The organism is Fibrobacter sp. UWB5 (assembly GCF_002210295.1).
In the GTDB taxonomy this organism is placed as follows: Bacteria; Fibrobacterota; Fibrobacteria; order Fibrobacterales; family Fibrobacteraceae; genus Fibrobacter.
On record NZ_MWQH01000001.1, the window covers coordinates 449,854 to 467,763 of the forward strand.

Here is a 17,910-nt window from a genome sequence, read left to right on the forward strand (position 1 = left end):
TATATTTTCCACGATGTCCATCTTTACCAAATACATCCAGAACGAAGAACACTATTCCGAAGTGATTTCACGAATCATGTCGGTTCGCAATAACTTGTGGATTGGTACTGCCGACATTAAGGATGTGTATGTGAAACAGGATGGTGAGGCGATTCCGTTGCTGGGGCAGTTGGCTGCGCTTTTGAAGCGGGGGGTGGGCGTGCGTTTGATTCATGCGAAGGAGCCTGGCCCGAATTTTCGCGAGGACTTTGACCGCTTTCCGATTCTGGTGACGGATTTGGAGCGCGTGATGTGCCCGCGAGTGCATTTCAAGATGATGATTTTTGATCTTGAAACGGCTTACATCGGGTCCGCGAATTTGACGGGTGCGGGAATCGGCATGAAAAGCTCTCTACGCCGTAACTTCGAGGCGGGAATCCTCACGAATGACCCTGCGCTTGTCGAACCTGCTATAGAACAGTTCGATACGTTGTGGATGGGCTCGCATTGCAAAAAATGTGGCCGCCAGGAATTCTGCGGTGACAGGATTAAGTAGACTTTCTTTCGTACAGGTTCACCAGTTCCTTCGCGCTGTCGAGTACCATTTGGCGGAGCTTGGCGGGCTTTAGCACCTCAGCGATAGAACCATAGTACATGATCCATTGCTTGAGCAGACCGTTCACGGCGACTTTCATGGTCACGTGTATGTCGCCGCAGTCCAGTTCCTTGATTTTCATGCTGGGGTGATAGGGGCGTTCCTGCAGAAAGTTTTTGGCGTAGCCCGGGAAATAGATGACGACTTTTTCTTCTTGTTGGTCTTGGTCGCCGGACAGCAGCGTACCGGTGCGGATTCGTTTACGGAGAATGTCGACAACTTTCGGATCTTCGACGAATTGTTCGCGCAAAAGTTTTACGGATTGAATACGGCGGAGCTTGAGGGTGTATGTTTGATCGGGGTGGTGCTGCGATACGCAACCGATGTAGATTTCGCCCTGGTGGATGGCTACCATCAGCGGAATGCGCGGCTTGTTGGTAGGATTTCCCCAATTGTCGGTGTAGGCGATTTGCACCTTCTGTTTTTTACGAATTGCATCAAGAATGACCGGCAGATTTTTGCCGACATTTTCGTCAACGCTCGGTGGCGTACCCATGAATAGGATGCGTCCATTCAATTCCTTCGCGTAATATGCTAAAGTCGATTGTTCCTTAGCGGGCAAGTCCTGCGTGATTCTCTTGATCAAGTCTTCGATGAGGTTTGAAGTTGCTGGATAAATGTTCGCGATGCGCTGCAGGAACATGAAATGCAGTAGCGTGTCGCCAAATTCCGGGAATATGAGCTTGTTCGCGCGTTCTAGCGCCACTTGGTAATAGGTCCTGCCGCTTTCAACAGAGCGCTTGATGTAACCGCCCCCTATATTGGAAAGCGCTTGCATGTCTCGCTGAACGCTCCGTAAGTCCCCTTCACGGAAGTCTAAGTGCCGCATGATGTCTGTTACACTGTAACGGTTGTTGTAGTGCGCCATCATGTAGACGAATATCTGTATCATTCGTTCGCCGCGAGTTTGACTGGCCATAAAGCCTCCTGCAGAAGTGCAATTCTCATAAAGTGAGAAGTATTTCTTAATATATAAAATGTAGACGACAATAATTGTCGTCTTTTTATGCGAAAGCAGTTCGTTTGCCGAAGCATGGAGGCTGCTTGGCCCCTGCCAAGGAATCAGAAAAATTCTAAATTTGGCCCTGTCATGTTTTTGAGGAAACATTTGGGGCTTATTTTTGGATTTGGAGTGGCGGTTATTGCGCTTGCCATGGTCTACCTTTCTACTCGTCCGCTTATCCCGTTGGTCGTTCAGGAACAGATCGAAGCCGATATTGAAAAATGTGGCGGGCAGCTGAAAGAGACTCGTTGCGCGGTAAGCGGTGTAGACGACTGGATTTTCTTGCAGGAAAGTCTTGTCAACCTGGTGGTGGACTGGAAAGAAAATTTGAATTCATTTGTGGCTTTCAACGATTCGCTGGAAGCGCGCGGTATCAAGTTGGTGGTGGTGCCTGTTCCAGACAAATTGCAAATCGAGGCGGAACATTATTCGGAAGAATTGTCGGGTGGTATCGTTGCCCCGCAATATGAAGAATGGGTAGATGCGTTGCAAGACGAAGGCATTGTCGTTGTCGATGCGGTGGAGGAGTTTCTCGAAAAGAACGAGGAAACGCCCATGTTCGAGGCGTACGAAAGCCATTATACAAGTGCCGGTCGGCAGGTTCTTGCCCAGATGATTGCCGATACCATCAACGAGATGAACTTGGATATTCCGAGAGAAGAATGGTTCCTGCGCGACACGATTGTTCCCGGCACCGGAAATCTTTATCACTTGAAGTACAATTCTTACCCTGATTACGATGTGCGCGTGTTAAAGACCGTGGATGCGGAAGGTAAACGCTACCGCGGATCCAAAGATGCTCCCATTGTGATAATTGGCGACAGCAATGCCGATTTTGGCTGGAACAGCTCTTCCAATATAGGCGCCTACATTGCGCAGGCGACAGGGATAGAGACGTTTACGCGTAGCCGTATTGGTGGCGGAAACTTTGGTCCGACCTTGTTCAAGGACCGTTCGGAATTCCTGGAAGGAAAAAAGATGGTGGTCTGGGTGTTTGATGGCCGTGAACTTTACGGCGATTTCAGCATGCCGGAATTCTAGCTTTTTACTCCGCGCTGGCTAAGGCTTTCTTGTAGATGTCCTGCATCACGAGGCCTGCGATCATGAATCCGAAAATAGCGGTGGAGTGCGCCATGGTGCCGTTGATTTGCGCCTTGCTGCTGCACCATTCGTGATCGACCAGGTTTGCATTCTGGAGTTCGGCTTCGCTCCTTTCGTGGCGCACCTTGGGGCACATGCAGGCGTCCGTTCCGCAAGAGGAATTCTTGCCGCGGTTTTTCAGGAGTTCGTCGCTGTAGACGCATAGCACTTTTTTCTTGAGAGCCATTTTCTTTTTCTTGAACTTGTCGCGGAGCGCGCGGGCGAGCGGGCAACCGGCGACTTTCCAGAATTCGGCGACCTTGATTCGTGTGGGGTCCATCTTGAGGGCTGCCCCCATTGAAGAAAATACCGTGGCCTTGGTGCGCGTGGCGTGCCACAACAGCTGCATCTTGTTTTCGAGGCTGTCGATGGCATCGATGATGTAGTCGAATGTGTCCAGTTGGAATTTGTCCGTATTCGCTTCTTCGTAGATGTCTTGGAGTGCTACGATGTTGGCGTGCGGGTTGATTTCGAGCAGACGATTTTTCAGTACGTCCACCTTGACTTGCCCCACGGTTTTCGTGGTGGCCATCAGTTGGCGGTTCACGTTGGTGACGCACACGCGGTCTGAATCAACGAGTACGAGTTCCTTGATGCCGGAACGCACCAGGCTTTCGGCGCACCAGCTGCCGACTCCGCCGAGACCGAAGATGATGACGCGCTTCTGGTAGATGTTGTCCATCACGTCGTCCCCGAGCAGGAGCGATGTGCGGTTAAAGATGCCTTTCTCGATTCCCATACGAGTCCCGGTTAACCGAAGAGTCGGAGTACGCGCTTGATGCCGGCGATAAAGCGGTCGATGTCGCGCTTCAGGGTGTACGCGCCGAAGCTCAAACGAAGCGTGGCGTCGACGCCGAAGCGGTCCATGACAGGTTGGGCGCAGTGGTGCCCGCTGCGGACGGCTACGTTTTCTTCGTCGAGAATCATGGCGGCGTCGCTTACGGCGATGCCGTCGAGTGTAATACTGATGAGAGCGCCGCGTTCCTTCGGGTTGCCGAGAACTTTCACTTGCGGAATCTGGGCGAGTTGTTCCAGCGCATACTGCGTAATTTCTTCTTCGTGCTTGCGGATGTTCTCGATGCCAACCGCATTGATCCATTCGATGGCTTTGCCGAGGCCGATGACTTCGGCAATCATGGGCGTGCCAGCCTCGAAGCGTGCGGGAACGTCGGCGTAAGTCGTCTTTTCGAAGGTCACGTTCTTGATCATCTCGCCGCCGCCGTGCCAGGGGGGCATGCTGTCGAGAACTTCGTACTTGCCGTAGAGAACGCCTACGCCTGTCGGGCCGTACATCTTGTGTCCGCTGAAGGCGATAAAATCGCAGTCGAGTTTTTGCACATCAATCTTGATGTGGCTCGAACTCTGGGCGGCGTCAATCAAAATTTTTGCCTGCGGGGCAAGCTTGCGGACGGTCGCAATGATTTCTGCAATGGGGTTTACCGTGCCGACGGAATTGCTCACGTGGGCGACGGCCACCATCTTGGTGCGTGGAGTGAGTAATCCGGGTAGTGCCGCCAAATCCAAATCGCCGTTGTCCAAAACGGGAATCACCTTGATCTTGGCGCCCTTCATTTCGGCGACGATTTGCCAGCTCACGATGTTGGCATGGTGTTCGAGTCCGCTGATCAGAATTTCGTCGCCTGCTTCGAAGAACTTGCGGCCGTAACTCCACGCCACCAGATTGATGCTTTCGGTGGTGCCGCGGGTGAATACGATTTCGTCTTCGGTTTTGGCGTTGATGAACTTGGCCACGTTCTTGCGGGTGGCTTCGAATGCTTCGGTGGTGCGAGCGCTCAAGCGATACACGCCGCGCTTTACGGAACTGTAGTGCTCGCGGTAAAAATCGTTCATGACGTCGATCACGCAGTCGGGCTTTTGCGTGGTGGCCGTGCTGTCGAGGAAGGCGAGCGGCTTTGCGTCCTTATCGCCTGCGACGAGCATCGGGAATTCGTTGCGGATTTTTTCAGCATCAATCATGCGCCCAAATATAGAAAATGCAAAAAGGAATTTTCTGTACCGGGCTATATGTTTGTTTTATGGCTGGCTATAAACCGCTAATCACTGTCTACTTCCTACTGCCTACTTCTTACTTTTTCTATATTTGTGGCGGAATTTTTTGTGAGGGTTAAAATGAAAATTCTTAGAGGTGTATTGTTTATAGGGGTTCTTGCTTTGGGCGCGACAACTGCTTTTGCCCAGCCGGAACTTCGCGATGCTATTGATAATGGCGATATTGCAACCGCCCAGAAAATCGTAAAAAAGGGCGCTGCCGAAGAAATCTATTGCGGCAAGCTTTCGCCTACCGATGCCGTCAAGGTTTACGAAAAGATCTTCAAGGCCATGCCTTACGAATCGTTCTCGAATTGCCAATCGCAATTCTCTTACGGTTACGGCACCAAGGTCTGCGCCAATGCCAAGGCCATGGATGCATGTACCGAGGTGATTTCGTACCTGCTTTTGGAAGGCGAATCGGGCAATACGAAGGCTCTTGAAACTTTGGAATCGGTGGCCAAGGTCGCCCTGAAGACGAAGGGCTATTCCAAGCCGGTCAAGGTTGATGCCGACACGAGCATTTGGGTGCCTTGCCCCAAGAAGAAGGGCGAAGCCCGTGACAAGTGCATTGAAGAATGCTATGAAAAGGCCGGCAGCCTGCGCGATACCATTCGCGAAGCTGCTTGCGCTACCAAGCCGGAACACTTTGTCGATACGACTATCAAGGTGAAGGTTCCTTCTCCGCTTTATGAAAAGCTCCGTAAGGGCTTGCTCGAAGGTTACTGGAAGACTCCGAAGAGCGCTGCTGAAAAGTATTCCAAGATCATGCAGGCCTCTGCCAAGGCTCTCTCGATTCCGGATACGGCGATCATTAACCTAGCTTACGTGAATCGCTGGGCCGACAAGCACAAGGCCGACTCTACGGCGCTCCCGGGTGGCGAACTCTTCCGTTTCTGCACGTCTTGGCAGCCGGCGGTGGACTCTATCTTGGGTGCCAAGGAATTTGAAACCCGTTGCCCGGTGTTCGAATCGTTCGTGGACAATCGCGATGGCCAGACTTACAGGGTTAAGGAAATCAATGGCACGCGCTGGTTTGTGCAGAATCTGAACTTTGCGATTGAAGAAAACTCCATGTGCTATGACCGCGAAGAAGAAAATTGCGCTACTTACGGCCGCCTGTATACGCATGAGGCTGCTTTGACGGCTTGCCCCGAAGGCACTCGTCTTGCAACCGATGACGATTGGAAAATGCTTGAAATTTATGCCGGTGGTGCAAATGAAGCGGCAGTCCGCCTGCGTAGCAATGGCTCTGATGATTATGCCTTTACGGCCATGTTCGGTGGCTACGCCAACAAGAACGGCATCTCGGTGATTCAGGGCGAAGGTGCTTATTTCTGGACGAGCAAGGATGTGGGTGACGGTCGCGGTATTGCACGCTCCATGTTCAACACCGACAAAGAAGTGTCTGCTATTCCGGTTGACAAAAAGTTCTGGCTCTCTGTGCGCTGCGTCGTGAATGCGGCTCCTGCAGAAGAATCCGCTCCCGCTGCTGTTGAATGATGTGTAATGAGTCATGTGAAATGAGTAATGAATAATCACTCATCTCACATCTCACATCCCTAACCACTGTCTACTTCCTACTGTCTACTTCTTCCTATGTCTTTCAAACCGACTTGCGACCGCGATTCTTGGGTAAAGCGCCAGGCCTTGATGAATAAGGTGCGTCGCTTCTTTGAAGGTCGCGGAGTGCTCGAAGTGGAAACGCCGACGCTTTCAAATGCGGGCGGTACCGACCCTCAGCTAGACTACTTTGAGGTCGAGGGCAAGCATTTCATGATGACGAGCCCCGAGTTCCATATGAAGCGCTTGCTTGCGGCAGGTTTCGGCGACATTTTCCAGATTACAAAGTCTTTCCGCAAAGATGAATTCGGTGCCCACCATAACAATGAATTCAGCATGGTGGAGTGGTACCGTGTCGGCATGCCGCAAGAAAAGTTGATGGACGAAGTCGAAGCACTCGTTTCTGAAATCATCGGCAAGCCGATTAACGCTCGCCGCACGCGCTGGATTGATGCGTTTAAGAATTACGCCGGCGTGAATCCGCTGACGGCTTCGGGCGAAGAATTTGCCGCGGCCTGTACGGCCCGCGATATTCCGCTACCGGCCGATGGCACGGCCATGTCCCGCGAAGACTGGTGGGATTACCTGATGGTGTTTGCGGTGGAACCGGTACTTGCCAAGAACGGCCCCGAGTTCATTCTGGATTACCCGCAGTCCCAGGCGGCACTTGCGCAAACGTATGTGGGCGAAGACGGCTACACTTGGGCGCGTCGATTCGAACTGTTTGTAGACCAGGTGGAACTTTGCAACGGCTACACGGAACTCACCGATGCGGCAGAACAGCGCAGACGTTTTGCTGCCGACCTTGAAATCCGTCGCAGCATGAACAAACCGCAACCGCCGATTGACGAGAACTTCTTGGCGGCACTTGAATCGGGAATGCCCGCCTGTTCTGGCGTGGCGCTTGGTCTAGACCGATTGTTTATGCTTGCAATGGGAAAGTCCGAAATCAAGGACGTGATACTCTTCCCGAGTCCTATTGCTTAAGGGCTTTCTCGATTAACTTTCGCATCTGTTTTTCGTCGAATTCACCGACGTTGATTTTCACGATGCTGTCTTGTGCGTTTACAAGATAAGTCACAGGAATCACGCCCGGATTTCCGAGAACGTTCATCATGTCGTAATTCCAGTGGAATGTGGTCCAATTGATGCCTGCGGCCTTGTTGTACTTGGCGCCGATTTTGGGGGAGTCGTCTTCGTTCACCATCAGAATCTTGAAACCCTTGTCGGCAAATTCTTCGTCAAGTTTTTTGAGGAGCGGAAGCTCGGCGCGGCAGCCGGGGCACCACGATGCGGTCAGTGCGATTAAGGTGACGGTTCCCTTTTCGGCTTGGTAGGTGGAGATGCCTCCGTCAAGGAGTTTGCCTTTGAAATCTTCGATTTTGGTGGGGGCGGTTTGGAAGTGTTCCTGCCCGCATGCAGAAAACGAGAATGCAAGTGCCAAAAGCAACGTGCAAACCACAGAAAAAACACCTCGCGAAGAGGTTATTTTACGCCCAAGTTCCATTCTACCATAATAAAATAGCGTTTTTTTGAAAAAAATGTGCATTTTTAATGGAAATATGCCCGTTTTTTAAGTTATATTCTTAAGCATGGCATACAATATTCAAGATCTTCTTTCTGAAATGGTCCAGCGTGGCGCTTCTGACTTGCATATTACCGCAGGTGCGCCTCCTCTCATTCGTCTTTCCGGCAAGCTTACGCCTATTGGCGAAGACAAGCTGAAACCGGACGAAACCATGCGCATGACCTACAGCTTGATGAACGAAGGCCAGAAGAAGACTTTCGAACAGCAGAAGGAATGCGACTTTTCTTTCGGTATTGCAAACCTCGCGCGTTTCCGTGCGAACGCCTATTTGCAGCGCGGTTGCGTGGCTTTGGCCTTGCGTATTATTCCGCTCGAAATCAAGACCTTTAAGGATCTCGGCCTTCCGAAAATCATGGCCGAATTTACGACCCGTCCGTCGGGCCTTGTGCTGGTGACGGGTGCTACCGGTTCCGGTAAGTCCACGACCTTGGCTGCCATGATCGACAAGATCAACAAGGAACGTCACGACCACATTTTGACGGTGGAAGACCCGATCGAATTCTTGCACAAGCACCAGGGCTGTATGATCAACCAGCGTGAAGTCGGTAGCGATACCAACAGCTTTGCCCAGGCGCTTAAGATGGCTCTCCGTCAGGACCCTGACGTGGTGCTTATCGGCGAAATGCGTGACCTTGAAACGATTCGTGCTGCCCTTACCATTGCGGAAACCGGTCACTTGGCTTTTGCAACTTTGCATACCAACTCTTGTGTGCAGACCATTAACCGTGTGGTCGATGCGTTCCCGAAGGGCGAACAGCAGACCGTGCGTACGCAGCTTTCGTTCGTGCTGCAGGGCGTGATATGCCAGACCCTTATGCCGCGTATTGGCGGTGGCCGCGTGATGGCTTACGAAGTCATGAACGTGACGCCGGGTATTCGTGCCCTGATTCGCGATGACAAGGTACACCAGATTGAATCCATGATTGAAATTGGCCAAAAGTTCGGCATGAACACCATGAATATGTGCTTGTGCGAATTGGTGAAGAACCACAAGGTCGACCGTTTCGATGCGCTTGCCCGTTCTCCGAGTCCGGACCAGCTGGAACAGTTGTTTGTGAAAGAAGGCGTGTAATTTATGGCAGAATTCCTTTACAAGGCGACAAATAGCCAGGGTAACAATTTTGAGGGAACTCTCGAAGCGAAGGACAAGGCTGAAGCTGAAGCGCTCTTGATGCGCAGGCGCCTTATCATTGTAAGCCTCAAGAAGAAACCGACTGAAATCAAGATTAAGATTGGTTCGGGTATTAAGCCTGCAGAAATTGCACGTTTTACCCGTATGTTCTCTTCGATGAGTTCTGCCGGTTTGCCCATGTTGCAGTGCTTGAACATTCTGGAGAACCAGTGTGAAAACCCGGAACTCAAGAATGTGGTCCACAAGATTACGCAGTCCATTAACGGTGGTTCTTCGTTGGCTGACGCTTTGTCCCAACACCCGAAGGTGTTCAGTACCCTGTATACGAACATGGTGGCGGCCGGTGAAGCGGGCGGTATCTTGGATGGTATTTTGGCCCGTTTGGCAGAAACCTTGGAAAACCAGGAACGCTTGAAACGTAAGGTGAAAAAGGCTTTGACCTACCCGGTGATGCTTATTATCGTGGGTATCTTGGTGGTGATTGCCCTTATGACTTTCGTGGTGCCGACCTTTGCTGAACAGTTCGCAGCTTTGGATGCTGAACTCCCGGCGCCGACTCAAGCGGTGATGGGTATTTCTGACTTTATCCGTGATAACGGTGCGTTCCTGTTTATTGGTGCAATCCTCATAATAGTCGGCTTTAAGGTGGCCATGCGCGTGCCTGCGGCCAAGTTTGCCTGGGACGGCTTTATGTTGAAGGTGCCCAAGCTAGGTGACCTTCAGATTAAATCGACCACGGCAAGTTTCTCGAGAACGCTTGGTACTTTGTTGAATGCCGGTGTGTCCATCATGGATTCCTTGAAGGTGGTGGCCTCGACTGTGACGAACAAGGTGGTGGAAAAAGGTATCAACAAGATTGCCATCGGTATTGCAGGCGGTAAGAGCATTGCAGACCCGATGCAGGAAACAGGCCTGTTCCCTCCCATGGTGATTCAGATGACTGGCGTGGGTGAAAAAACCGGTAACCTGGGCGGCATGCTTTTGAAGCTGGCAGACTTCTACGATGAAGAAGTGGACGCTGCAGTGGACGCCGTGGTGGGCATGATGGAACCGTTGATCATCGTGTTCCTCGGCGGTGCTGTCGGTGGCTTGCTGATTGCAATGTATATGCCGATGTTTTCCATGGGCGACGCGGTCAAGGGATAAAATTTCGCTCGTATCCAAGCAAAATTTTTGTTGTAAGGTGTTTATCCCTTGCCTGAGAAGGTTCTCGGTAGCCTTTCGGCAAAATCTCGTATTTGAAAAAAAAAGCGGACTTTGGTCCGTCTTTTTTTTGTTATAGATCTTTCGTTCAGAAGCGAGAAAGTTAGGCGCCGAGGATTTTTTTTGCGTTAGCAATTCTTTCGGGACTTGGCGACTTCACGTCTTTGAGCACGTAGTCGATGCCGAGTTCTTGGTACTTGGCGAGGGCGAGGGCGTGGTAGGGTAGGATTTCGACTTTTTCGACGTTGTGGAGCGTGTCGATGAATTCGCGCGTCTTGATGAGGAGTTCGTCGTTGTCGCTCATGCCGGGGACGAGTACGTGGCGGATCCAGATGGGTTTGTGGATTTCATCCAGGTAGCGGAACATGTCGATGATGTTCTTGTTGTCGTGGCCGGTGAGTTTCTTGTGTTCTGCGGAATCGATGTTCTTGATGTCGACGAGGAGCAAGTCTGTTGCATCCATAAGGCGCTTGAACTTGCCGAAGTAGGGCTCGTTACGAACAAAGTTTACGCCGGAGGTGTCGATGCAGGTGTGTACGCCTGCGGCTTTGGCGGCTTCGAAGAACTCGATGAGAAAATCCATTTGCGCAAGCGGCTCGCCACCGCTGACTGTGATGCCGCCGTCTTTACCCCAATAGCTCTGGTAGCGTAGGGCTTTCTTTAAAAGGTCTTGCGCAGAGATGTCGTATGCTCCGGCTTTGTCGCCTTTGAAATCCCAGGTTTCGGGGTTGTGACAGAACTGGCAACGCATGGGACAGCCTTGCACAAACACGACAAAACGCACTCCGGGGCCGTCTACCGAGCCAAAGGTCTCTAATTTATTGATTCGTCCGAGCATATTGTAAATGTAGAAATTTATGGATTGATACTTTTGATACAGTTGTGTTTGGTTTGCGTTTTGGACGCTACTCGGGAGCTGGAAAAGGGGGTATATTTATATTCAAAGAAACGAGGTAGTTTATGAAAACGAAATTCCTTCTCCCGATTATCGCTCTTGGCCTGTTCGCCGCTTGCGGCGATGACAGCAGCTCTCATACTCCTGTAGCTTCTGATCCGTCCGCTGTGGTGGACCCGACTCAGAATCCGACTCAGACTGATCCTGCAACCAATCCTGCCGTGACTGACCCTGCTCAGACGCAGACTGACCCTGCTACGACCCCGACTGATCCGGCAACGACTCCGACGGATCCTGCAACGGATCCCGCTGTGACCGATCCGACCGTGACTGACCCGACGACTCCGACCGATCCGGCTACGGACCCGGCCGTGACTCCGGACCCGACTCAGGCTGGTGGCTGCAAGAATATTGTTCGCACGAATATCGTTGCTCCGGCAATGGTGCCTGAAGTGAGCGCAACCGGTAGCTACAGCTACTACGGTGCTGAAGTTTCTGGTACGGATCAGTTCAAGTACGGCCGTTTCGAAGCTTGCATGAAGATGGTTTCGATTCCGGGTTCCGTGAGCTCCATGTTCCTTTACTACGATGATTCCTGGAAAAAGGAAGAAGAACCGTGGAACGAAATCGATATTGAAGTGCTCGGCAAGGGCGGTACGATGTGGCAGTCCAACATCATTACCCGCGAAGGCGATCCTTCTATCAAGAGCAACACGTCTTCTGAAAGCAAGCCGCTGCACGAATTTGGTTTCGATGCAACTGAAGGATTCCACTTGTTTGCAATGGTTTGGACTCCGGAATACGTCTCTTGGGAAATCGACAGCGTCGAAGTTCGCCGTGACTCGATTGGCATTACCCGCGGTACTCACGCCGATGCAGACCAGGTTGCCTTCTTGACCGAAAATCAGTCCCTGCGCTTTAACCTGTGGGCATCGAAGAGTGCCGCATGGGTGGGCAAGTTCACTGGCGACGAACTCGCCAACGGACCGCAGGTACAGTGGATTGACTACGTTCGCGTGTACTCCTACGACGAAGCTACCAAGACCTTTACTCAGACCTGGCAGGATGACTTCGATGGCGAAGACCTCTCGGATCACTGGACCGCAGGTAACTGGGAAATGGAACGCGTCATGCTCTCTCGCGATAACGTGGTCGTTGAAGGCGGCTACTGCAAGATGCTCATGACCCGCGAACCGGACTAATCTAAAGTCCTCGCAGTAATAAACATTTTTGTTCTCCTCCATAAATCAAAACGTCCCGGATGAAAATCCGGGGCGTTTTTTATATGCTCTTTTGCGCGCTATTACAACACACCGTGGCAGGTGCGGCTGATGACGTCGTCCTGCTGTTCCTTCGTGAGCGAGAGGAACTTGACAGCGTAGCCGGAAACGCGGATGGTGAAGTTCGCGTATTCGGGCTTTTCCGGGTGCGCCTGGGCGTCGAGCAACTTTTCCACGCCGAACACGTTCACGTTCAGGTGGTGGGCGCCCTGGGCGAAGTAACCGTCCATGACGGTGACGAGCTTCTGGGCGCGTTCATCGTCGCTGTGGCCGAGAGCGTTCGGGCTGATGGTCTGCGTGTTGCTGATGCCGTCGAGTGCGTATTCGTACGGGAGCTTGGCAACAGAGTTGAGCGAGGCCAGGAGACCGTTCTTTTCGGCGCCGTAGCTCGGGTTTGCACCGGGAGCGAACGGGGCGTGAGCCGGACGACCATCGGGGAGAGCGCCCGTGGCCTTGCCGTAAACAACGTTACTGGTAATCGTAAGAATCGACGTGGTCGGTTCGGCACCGCGGTAGGTGTGGTGCTTCTTGATCTTCGCGATGAATTCCTTGAGGAGCCAGACTGCAATTTCGTCGGCGCGGTCGTCGTCGTTGCCGTATTTGGGGAAGTCGCCTTCGATCTTGAAGTCCTTCACGAGGCCGTTTTCGCCGCGAACGACGGAGACCTTTGCGTACTTGATGGCGCAGAGGCTGTCGACCACGTGGCTGAAGCCTGCGATACCCGTTGCAAACGTGCGGCGCACGTCAGTATCGATAAGGGCGAGTTCAGCAGCTTCGTAGTAGTACTTGTCGTGCATGTAGTGGATCAGGTTCAGCGTGTTCACGTAGATACCTGCGAGCCATTCGAGCATGATGTCGTACTTGTGCATCACTTCGTCGTAGTTCAGCACGTCGCCGGTGATCGGAGCGAGTTCCGGACCAATCTGCATGCCGGGCACGAGACCGGCTTCTTCATCCTTGCCGCCGTTGATAGCGTAGAGGAGAGCCTTGGCGAGGTTGGCGCGAGCACCGAAGAACTGCATTTCCTTACCGGTCTGCGTTGCAGACACGCAGCAGCAAATGCTGTAGTCGTCACCCCAAACCGGGCGCATCACGTCATCGTTTTCATACTGGATCGAGCTGGTCGTCACAGAAATGAAGGCGGCGTATTCCTTGAAGTTTTCAGGGAGGCGCTTGGTGTAGAGAACGGTGAGGTTGGGTTCCGGAGACGGGCCCATGTTTTCGAGGGTGTGCAAGAAACGGAAGTCGTTCTTGGTGACCATCGGGCGGCCATCCTGGCCCATACCGCCGACTTCGAGGGTGGCCCACACCGGGTCGCCGCTGAAGAGCTGGTTGTAAGATTCGATACGGGCGAACTTGACCATGCGGAACTTCATGACCATGTGGTCCACGAGTTCCTGGGCTTCGCTTTCGGTAAGCACGCCGTTCTTGAGGTCACGTTCGATATAAATGTCGAGGAAGGTCGAAATACGGCCAACGCTCATGGCGGCACCGTTCTGCGTCTTGATGGCAGAGAGGTAACCGAAGTAGAGCCACTGGAAGGCTTCGCGGGCGTTGGTAGCCGGCTTCGAAATGTCGAAACCGTAGCTCTGAGCCATCACCTTCATGGCCTTAAGGGCCTTGATCTGTTCGGCGACTTCTTCGCGGAGGCGAATCACATCGTCGGTCATGGTGCCGTCACCCACGTGGGCGAGGTCGTTCTGCTTCTGCTGGATGATGTAGTCGATACCGTAAAGGGCTACGCGGCGGTAGTCACCCACGATACGGCCACGACCGTAAGTGTCCGGAAGACCGGTCAGCAAGTGGGCCTTGCGGACGGCGCGAATTTCCGGAGTGTAGCAGTCGAACACAGCCTGGTTGTGGGTCTTGTGGTAGTCGGTAAAGATCTTGTGGAGGTCAGCGCTCGGCTTGTAGCCGTACTGCAGGCAAGATTCTTCGGCCATCTTGATGCCGCCGAACGGCATGAAGGCGCGCTTCAGCGGCTTGTCGGTCTGGAGACCCACGACCTTTTCCAGGTCCTTGAGGCTTTCGCTGATGTAGCCCGGCTTATGGCTCGTGATGCTCGAAACGATGTCGGTGTCCATATCGAGCACGCCGCCCTTCTTGCGTTCTTCGGCCTGCAGCTTCTGGAGTTCGCCCCAGAGTTTTTCGGTGGCGTCTGTCGGGCCTGCCAAAAATTCCTTGCCGCCTTCGTATGCGGTGTAGTTGCGTTGAATAAAGTCGCGTACGTTAATCTCTTCTTGCCAACGTCCGCCCTCAAAGCCTTTCCATGCTTCGCTCATGATTTTCCTTCTTTGCTCGGCTGGCCAACGCCATAAATTCAGACAGCCGAGTCTTTCTTTTTGTTGATTTTTGTTTGAACCCCAATATAGAAAATAAGGGGGTATGCCCAAAGGGATTATTTGGACTATATTTTGCTTTCTTGACGCACTTCTTTACAGATTATGTTTTTTGTAAAAGACCTAATCCTTCGCCTATCAAGGAGTTAGGAACTTGTATGAAGGCCTCGGGTTTTAGGGCAGAGCCCTAGGAGAGGGGGTAGCGAAAGACTTGTTTCAAGGCTTTCGCGAGGGGGAAACTAACCCCTTACAAGACCGTTCGGCTCTTATGTAGACATGAAAATGTGATTTCGCCTCACTCTCGCCAACACGACTCGTTCATACGAGTCGCTTTTGGCTCACGGATTGCTGAATCTCTGCTTGATTTTTCTATCTTTGCGCTCGTAAAATAAAAGGGACACATTATGCCTACTATGACTTCTGCGCAGGTGCGCGAATCTTTCATCAAGTTCTTTGAATCCAAGGGCCACCTCTTTGTGCGTTCTTCGCCGGTGGTTCCGCATGACGACCCGACGCTCATGTTCACGAACGCGGGCATGAACCAGTTCAAGGCTATCTTCCTGGGCGACAATCCGAAGGGTTGGAAGCGCGCATGCAACAGTCAGAAGTGCCTCCGCGTGTCCGGTAAGCACAACGACCTCGACGTGGTGGGCCGCGACAACTACCACCACACCTTCTTCGAGATGCTCGGCAACTGGAGCTTTGGCGACTACTACAAGAAAGAAGCTATTTCTTGGGCTTGGGAACTCTTGACCGAAGTGTGGAAGCTCCCGAAGGAACGCCTGTTCGCGACCGTGTACCAGGACGATGACGAAGCCTGGCAGATTTGGAAGGACGTGTCCGGTCTTCCGGATGATCGCATCATGCGTTTTGACGCTCACTCCAACTTCTGGGAAATGGGCGACACCGGTCCCTGCGGCCCCTGCTCCGAAATCCACTACGACCGCGGCGACCTCGCTACGCAGGCCGAAACGTTCAAGGACCCGATCAAGGGCGTGAACGGCGAAAACGACCGCTATATTGAAATTTGGAATAACGTGTTCATGCAATACGAACGCGTGAGCGATGGCTCCCTGATTCCGCTGAAGGCCAAGAACGTCGATACCGGTATGGGTTTCGAACGTATCTGCGCTATTCTTCAGGGCAAGACCAGCAACTACGACACTGACGTGTTCACCCCGATCATCGCTAAGATCGCTGAACTCTCTGGCGTTCCATACAACGATGGCGAAGCCGGCACCCCGCACCGCGTGATTGCTGACCACATCCGCGCCATTTCTTTTGCTATTGCTGACGGCGCACTTCCCTCTAACGAAGGTCGTGGCTACGTGCTCCGCCGCATTCTCCGCCGCGCCAGCCGCTTTGCTCGCCTGCTTGGCCAGAAGAAGCCGTTCATTTGCCAGCTCGTTCAGGTGCTCGCCGACACGATGGGTGACGCCTTCCCGGAAATCCGCGAACGCAAGGAATTCGTTGCTAGCGTCATCAAGAGCGAAGAAGAAAGCTTTATCCGCACGCTGGACGCCGGCCTCGAACGCTTCGCCGCTATCTCTGCCGAACTCAAGAAGGGCGACAAGATTCCGGGTGACAAGGTGTTCTTGCTCTATGATACCTATGGATTCCCGCCGGACCTCACGGGCATTCTCGCCGAAGAAAAGGGCCTCCTCATCGATGAAGAAGGCTACGAGAAGTGCATGGAAGAACAGAAGGCCCGCGCCCGCGCCAACATGAAGCAGGGCATCAACACCATGGGTACCGAAGGCTGGACGCAGTACAGCGAAGAAAGCACCAAGTTCGTGGGCTATGAACTTTCCGCTTGCGAAACGAAGGTTGTCCGCTGGCGTGAAGACAAGGGCGTGCTCAGCATCGTGCTTGAAACTTCTCCGTTCTATGCCGAAATGGGTGGCCAGGTCGGCGATAAGGGTACGCTCGTTTCTGGCGACCTCGAAATTGACGTGTTCGACACCGTGAAGGTGAACGACACTGCCCTCTGCCGTGGTAAGGTGAAGAAGGGTACGGCAAACGAAGAAACGATGGGTGCTGTGTTCATGGCAACTGTCGATAACGACCGCCGTAACGACATCCGCAAGAACCACTCCGCCACTCACTTGCTGCAGGCCGCTCTCCGTCAGGTGCTCGGCACTCACGTGCAACAGCAGGGTAGCTTCGTTTCGAACGAACTTCTCCGCTTCGATTTCAGCCACTTCAACGCAATGACTGCCGAAGAAATTCAGAAGGTCGAAGACATCGTGAACGCGAAGGTCATGGAATGCCTGCCGGTCAACACTCAGGTGATGGGTGTGGATGAAGCTAAGGCTAGCGGTGCCATGGCACTGTTCGGCGAAAAGTATGGCGACGAAGTCCGCGTCGTGAAGATGGGCTGCGCAAACGAAGAATTCTCCAAGGAACTCTGCGGTGGCTTGCACGTGCAGAACACCGGTAACATCGGCCTCGTGAAGATTATCAGCGAATCCAGCGTATCCGCTGGCGTGCGCCGTATCGAAGCTGTCTCTGGCCGTGGCGCTCTCTCTCTGCTCCGCGCCGGTACGCAGATTCTTACGGCTCTCCGCGAACAGCTCCGCTGCAAGGATGCCGAAGTTCTCGACCGCATTCAGCAGAGCTTCGCCAAGACGCAGAACCTCGAAAAGAGTCTGCAGTCCGTGAAGCTGGAACTTGCGACCCTTGCCGCTGCCGAACTCTTGAACGGCGGCATCAACGTGGCAGGCGTGAACCTCTACGTTCGTGAACTCTCGATTCCGGATGAAAAGTACAAGAACTTGCTGGACGGCGTTCAGAACAAGCTCGACACCGATAGCGTCGCCGTGATTGCCAATAAGGATAATGGTTCTGGCAGTATCGCCGTGTTGGTCGGCAAGGACGTGCAGGCCAAGGGCATCAAGGCCGGTGACCTCGTCAAAGACCTCGCCGCTGCTTGCGGTGGCCGCGGCGGTGGACGTCCGGACCGCGCTCAGGCCGGTACCAAGGAAGTCGACAAGATTGCCGGTGCTATCGCCAACGCCAACAACTGGATTAGAGCGAAGCTGGGTGCGTAAATAACGCGCAGCATCACCATTTCAAAAGGCGTTC

General features: G+C 53.0%; 14 protein-coding genes. 8 read left to right on the top strand and 6 right to left on the bottom strand.

Translation table 11 applies throughout. The features are described 5' to 3' along the window. Nucleotides 1-13: 13 nt before the first annotated feature. Nucleotides 14-535, top strand: a complete 522-nt coding sequence (locus B7989_RS01915; RefSeq protein WP_088626933.1) for a phospholipase D-like domain-containing protein — start codon at nucleotides 14-16, stop codon at nucleotides 533-535. Here B7989_RS01915 and B7989_RS01920 read toward each other — a convergent pair. After that, nucleotides 528-1,553 (bottom strand): YafY family protein, encoded by a 1,026-nt coding sequence (locus B7989_RS01920; protein ID WP_088626934.1) that lies wholly within the window; start codon nucleotides 1,551-1,553, stop codon nucleotides 528-530. The two genes, B7989_RS01915 and B7989_RS01920, sit on opposite strands and share 8 nt — an antisense overlap. 171 nt (nucleotides 1,554-1,724) lie before the next feature. Between B7989_RS01920 and B7989_RS01925 the strand changes: the two genes are divergently transcribed. Continuing rightward, nucleotides 1,725-2,678 (top strand): hypothetical protein, encoded by a 954-nt coding sequence (locus B7989_RS01925; RefSeq protein ID WP_158212844.1) that lies wholly within the window; start codon nucleotides 1,725-1,727, stop codon nucleotides 2,676-2,678. A 4-nt stretch (nucleotides 2,679-2,682) separates the two neighbouring features. Here the strand turns inward: B7989_RS01925 and B7989_RS01930 are convergent, their stop codons facing one another. Beyond that, entirely contained in the window at nucleotides 2,683-3,516 is an 834-nt protein-coding gene (locus B7989_RS01930) for a ThiF family adenylyltransferase (protein ID WP_088626936.1), read from the bottom strand. A gap of 11 nt (nucleotides 3,517-3,527) precedes the next feature. Continuing rightward, nucleotides 3,528-4,751, bottom strand: a complete 1,224-nt coding sequence (locus tag B7989_RS01935) for an aminotransferase class V-fold PLP-dependent enzyme (RefSeq protein ID WP_088627343.1) — start codon at nucleotides 4,749-4,751, stop codon at nucleotides 3,528-3,530. Between the two features lie 156 nt (nucleotides 4,752-4,907). Here B7989_RS01935 and B7989_RS01940 point away from each other — a divergent pair, with 156 nt between their 5' ends. Further along, a complete protein-coding gene (locus tag B7989_RS01940; RefSeq protein WP_088626937.1) occupies nucleotides 4,908-6,329 on the top strand; it encodes an FISUMP domain-containing protein in 1,422 nt (473 codons plus the stop codon). A 96-nt stretch (nucleotides 6,330-6,425) separates the two neighbouring features. Beyond that, entirely contained in the window at nucleotides 6,426-7,376 is a 951-nt protein-coding gene (gene epmA / locus B7989_RS01945; protein ID WP_088626938.1) for an EF-P lysine aminoacylase EpmA, read from the top strand. On the opposite strand, the gene B7989_RS01950 is transcribed toward epmA, so the two are convergent. Then, entirely contained in the window at nucleotides 7,366-7,851 is a 486-nt protein-coding gene (locus B7989_RS01950; RefSeq protein WP_158212845.1) for a TlpA disulfide reductase family protein, read from the bottom strand. The two genes, epmA and B7989_RS01950, sit on opposite strands and share 11 nt — an antisense overlap. A gap of 130 nt (nucleotides 7,852-7,981) precedes the next feature. On the opposite strand from B7989_RS01950, the gene B7989_RS01955 reads away from it, so the two are divergent. After that, nucleotides 7,982-9,049: a type IV pilus twitching motility protein PilT gene (locus B7989_RS01955; protein WP_072799795.1), complete on the top strand. Its 1,068-nt coding sequence runs from the start codon at nucleotides 7,982-7,984 to the stop codon at nucleotides 9,047-9,049. A gap of 3 nt (nucleotides 9,050-9,052) precedes the next feature. Continuing rightward, nucleotides 9,053-10,255 (top strand): type II secretion system F family protein, encoded by a 1,203-nt coding sequence (locus tag B7989_RS01960; RefSeq protein WP_088626940.1) that lies wholly within the window; start codon nucleotides 9,053-9,055, stop codon nucleotides 10,253-10,255. 160 nt (nucleotides 10,256-10,415) lie between these two features. Here B7989_RS01960 and pflA read toward each other — a convergent pair whose 3' ends face one another. Next, complete coding sequence (pflA, locus tag B7989_RS01965; protein ID WP_088626941.1) at nucleotides 10,416-11,150, bottom strand: pyruvate formate-lyase-activating protein; 735 nt, start codon at nucleotides 11,148-11,150, stop codon at nucleotides 10,416-10,418. Between the two features lie 122 nt (nucleotides 11,151-11,272). On the opposite strand from pflA, the gene B7989_RS01970 reads away from it, so the two are divergent. Continuing rightward, nucleotides 11,273-12,409: a family 16 glycosylhydrolase gene (locus B7989_RS01970; RefSeq protein ID WP_088626942.1), complete on the top strand. Its 1,137-nt coding sequence runs from the start codon at nucleotides 11,273-11,275 to the stop codon at nucleotides 12,407-12,409. Between the two features lie 101 nt (nucleotides 12,410-12,510). On the opposite strand, the gene pflB is transcribed toward B7989_RS01970, so the two are convergent. Continuing rightward, the gene (gene pflB / locus B7989_RS01975) at nucleotides 12,511-14,769 is read right to left on the bottom strand and encodes a formate C-acetyltransferase (RefSeq protein WP_088626943.1); all 2,259 of its coding nucleotides are present in this window, start codon (nucleotides 14,767-14,769) and stop codon (nucleotides 12,511-12,513) included. A gap of 461 nt (nucleotides 14,770-15,230) precedes the next feature. Here pflB and alaS point away from each other — a divergent pair, with 461 nt between their 5' ends. Next, complete coding sequence (gene alaS, locus B7989_RS01980) at nucleotides 15,231-17,876, top strand: alanine--tRNA ligase (protein ID WP_233144213.1); 2,646 nt, start codon at nucleotides 15,231-15,233, stop codon at nucleotides 17,874-17,876. Nucleotides 17,877-17,910 lie beyond the last annotated feature (34 nt).